Annotated in this window: 4 protein-coding genes; all 4 read left to right on the top strand. The window is 36.4% G+C overall.

Annotation, left to right across the window (positions count from 1 at the left end):
• Positions 1–119 precede the first annotated feature (119 nt).
• The 4 genes from X924_RS07935 to X924_RS07920 are packed head-to-tail and all read left to right on the top strand — an operon-like array spanning position 120 to position 4,005.
• Positions 120–1,127 (top strand): ABC transporter permease, encoded by a 1,008-nt coding sequence (locus X924_RS07935; RefSeq protein WP_121958389.1) that lies wholly within the window; start codon positions 120–122, stop codon positions 1,125–1,127.
• Positions 1,128–1,131: 4 nt separating this feature from the next.
• On the top strand, positions 1,132–1,998 hold the full coding sequence (locus X924_RS07930) for an ABC transporter permease (protein WP_369826032.1): 867 nt from the start codon (positions 1,132–1,134) through the stop codon (positions 1,996–1,998).
• Positions 1,999–2,003: 5 nt separating this feature from the next.
• Entirely contained in the window at positions 2,004–3,008 is a 1,005-nt protein-coding gene (locus X924_RS07925) for an ABC transporter ATP-binding protein (RefSeq protein WP_121958387.1), read from the top strand.
• Positions 2,998–4,005, top strand: coding sequence for an ABC transporter ATP-binding protein (locus tag X924_RS07920; RefSeq protein WP_121958386.1), 1,008 nt, complete (start codon positions 2,998–3,000; stop codon positions 4,003–4,005). Before X924_RS07925 ends, X924_RS07920 begins: the two co-directional genes overlap by 11 nt.
• The last annotated feature ends 5 nt before the right edge of the window (positions 4,006–4,010 follow it).

The raw sequence follows: 4,010 nt of genomic DNA, 5'->3' as shown, positions 1-4,010 counted from the left end.
CATTGGCCAAATTTAAAATACATGCTGCCATTTCTTGAACCAACAGGAAGGAAATAATAAGTAATTAATCCCAATAGCCCCCTTCGGGGGGCTTATTATAGAAAGGAAGGTGTAATTAGTTGCTATTCATAAAGCGATACTTACTACCAAGGATAATACAATTTTTAGTAGTAGTATTTGTAGGGATAACGATAGTCTTTTTCGTACCAAGACTAACTCCTGTAGATCCCGTACAACAAGTAATAAGTCAAATAACTTCACAAGGGGCGTTCATGGACCCAGCATCGGTAGATGCATTAAGGAAATCACTCACAGAGATGTATGGACTTGAAGGAGGGATGTTCCAACAATACTTTGCATTCTGGGGAAGGTTATTACGAGGAGACTTTGGACCATCTTTATTCCAATTTCCCGTACCAGTAATTGACCTAATAATGAACTCGCTACCTTGGACAGTGGGGTTATTAATAACAACTACAGTTATAGCCTGGATAATAGGAAACATATTAGGAGCACTTGCAGGATACTTCAAAAACAAAGTATGGGCAAAAACATTAGACAACATAGCGATGGTAGTAAGACCGATGCCGTATTACATATTTGCATTATTATTACTAATACTATTTGCATACCTAATACCGATATTCCCATCAGCAGGAGGATATTCAGTAGGAAGACAAATAGGATTCAACTGGCCATTCATATCGGACTTAATAATACACTCATTCTTACCGGCTATGTCATTAGTTATTTTAGGAATAGCGGCAAATTTCATGACCATGAAACTTATAGTCTCAAACATAGTAGCAGAAGACTACGTCATGTATGCCAAAGCAGGAGGACTAAAAGAAAGTAAAATAGCGTTCAAATACGTATTTAGAAACGGATTATTACCACAAATAACAGGATTAGCCTTATCACTTGGACAAATTTTTGGAGGAGCATTAATAACAGAAATAGTATTCTCATATCCAGGGATAGGTACGTTACTATACGGAGCGATAAACTCAGGAGACTACAACCTAATAATGGGAATAGTGTCGTTATCAGTAATAGGGATAGCAGGAGCGACGTTGATAATAGATCTAATATACCCATTATTTGATCCACGAATAAGATACAGATGAGGTGATGAATTTGGAAGGGTTCAAAGAACTAATGAAAGATGGAAGATTCAGATTTGCGTTCATAGTAATATGCGTATTAGCGTTCATGTCGATACTGTCGTTTTTCTCACCGTATGACCCATTAAGATGGAACGTAGTACCAAGAGACAAACCACCAAGTTGGCCATACATATTTGGAACCACATCACAAGGTCAAGACCTATTTTGGCAATCCACATATGCGATAAGAAACTCACTAACAATAGCGCTAATAGCCTCTGGTATATCAAGAGTGATAGCAGTAATAGTAGGATTAGTAGCCGGATACAAAGGAGGAAGGACAGACACAGTACTAATGGCAATAAACGACAGTTTTGTAGTAATGCCGTTATTACCCATACTCATACTAATAGCGTCAGTAATAAGAGAAAACCTAACGATGGTGATGTTAGGACTAATACTAAGCCTATTTGGATGGGCATGGGATGCAAGAGTGATAAGATCACAAATATTAAGCTTAAGAGAAAGAGAGTTCACATATACAGCGATACTATCAGGGACAAGGACATTCAATTTAGTAATAAAAGAATACTTTCCATACATAATACCGATAATATTTGCCACATTAATAAACAACATGATATGGGCAGTAGGAATGGAAGTAACCTTAGCCATATTAGGACTATCCAACACAGAAATACCGACAATAGGCACGATGATACATTGGGCAGTAAACTACCAAGCGATGCTGTTAGGATACTGGTGGTGGATACTAACGCCAGTAATAATATCGATCTTCTTATTTGTAGCGTTGTACTTACTCTCAACAAGTCTAAGTGAATATCTTGACCCACGAACAAGGATACAAAGAATTGGTAAGGCGAAGGAGTGAAAACGTTGGATGTATTAAAAACAGAAAACCTAAAATCATACTACATATTTGAAATGCAAAAAGAAAAAAAAGAAGTAAAAGCAGTAAACGATGTAAGTATAAACATCCAAGAAGATGAAATATATGGGATAGCAGGAGAAAGTGGATGTGGAAAAAGTACATTTCTAAAAACGATATGTGGATTAGCCGAACCGCCATTAAGAATAGTAGGAGGGGAAATATACTACCAAGTAAAAGGAAAAGAAATAGACATAACCAAACTTAGCCAAGAAGAATACAGGAAACTAAGATGGGAATACATATCGTATATACCCCAAGGATCTATGAGTGCACTCAACCCAATAATAAGGATAAAAGAATCATTCAAAGATTTTGTAACAGCACACAAAAAGATAAAAGATGAAAAAAAAGAGTTTGAAGAACCGTTAAAAAAACACCTTGAATCTTTAGGATTACCCATAAGGGTATTAAAATCATATCCACATCAACTATCTGGAGGTATGAGACAAAGGACAACGATAGCCTTAGCAACGATACTAAACCCAAAAATAATAGTAGCAGACGAACCAACAACAGCGTTAGATGTAGTAGCACAAAGAGCAGTAATACAATTACTAAAAGATATACAAAAGATGCAAAAAAATACAGTAATATTAGTAACCCACGATATGGCGGTACATGCCAACATAACAGATAGGATGGGAATAATGTATGCAGGGATATTTGTAGAAGAAGCAAAGACTGATGAAATATTTGAGAACCCATTACATCCATACACAAAATTTCTAATAGGATCGCTACCAAAAATGGGAGACAAAAGTTACAAAGTGAGTGCGCCAGGATCACCACCATCACTTGCGAATTTACCCCAAGGATGTCCATTCAATTCAAGATGTCCATACGTCATGGACATATGCAAAAAAGAAAAACCCGAACTGATAGAAATAAGTAAAGGGCACAAATCAGCATGTTTTTTAAACACAAAGGAGCGAAAAGAAAATGCAAAATAACAATCCAACAGACAAAGAAAAAGCGGTAACCACAAAAATGCAAGAAAAGTTAATACAAGTAGAAAACCTACAAAAGGTATTCATAGTTGGAGGTGGATTTGCAAGGAGCAAACTGTTAGCGGTAGATGAAGTAAACTTTCACATACAAGAAAATGAAATATTCAGCTTAGCAGGTGAAAGTGGATGTGGGAAATCAACGGTATCAAAGATGCTGTTAGGATTTTTAGAACCCACCCAAGGGGAAGTATACTACAAAGGAAAAGACATAGTGAACTTAAAGAAATGGGAAGAAAAAAAAGGATTCATGAAAGAAGTACAATCGATATTCCAAAACCCATTTGAAACATTTAATCCATTAAGAAAAGTAGACAGTTATCTATACGACACAGTCAAACAATATGGTATAGAAAAAAAGAACAAAGATCAAGCCGTAGAAGAAGCATTGAAATCCGTAGGATTAGGATTAAAAGAAGTAAAAGGCAGATACCCAAACGAATTCTCAGGAGGACAATTACAAAGAATATCAATAGCAAGAGCCCTGGTAACAACACCATCATTGTTAGTAGCAGACGAACCCGTATCGATGGTAGATGCATCGTTAAGGATGTCGATAGTTAACTTATTCAAAGATTTAAGAGACAAATATAACGTAAGTGTATTGTACATAACCCATGACTTAGCAACAGCATACTATGTAAGTGACAGGATAGGAATAATGTTCAGAGGAAACATAATAGAAATGGGAGGAGTAGAAGAGGTATTGATGAATCCGAAACATCCGTACACACAGATGTTGAAAGAATCAATTCCAGAAGCTGATCCAAAGAAGAAATGGAGTGAAAGGATAAGCATAAAAGAGTTGGAAACAGAGGAGTATATGAGAAAAGGATGTAAGTTTGCAGGTAGATGTCCGTTTGTAATGGATAAGTGTAAGGATAATATGCCTCCAGAGTTACAAGCTGAGAATAGAATGGTTCGCTGCTGGTTGTATGAGTGATGAAA

Source organism: Petrotoga sp. 9PWA.NaAc.5.4 (assembly GCF_002895485.1).
Classification (GTDB): domain Bacteria; phylum Thermotogota; class Thermotogae; order Petrotogales; family Petrotogaceae; genus AZRK01.
Note: the sequence above shows the minus strand (reverse complement) of the source record. Positions and strands in the feature narration are given on the sequence as shown.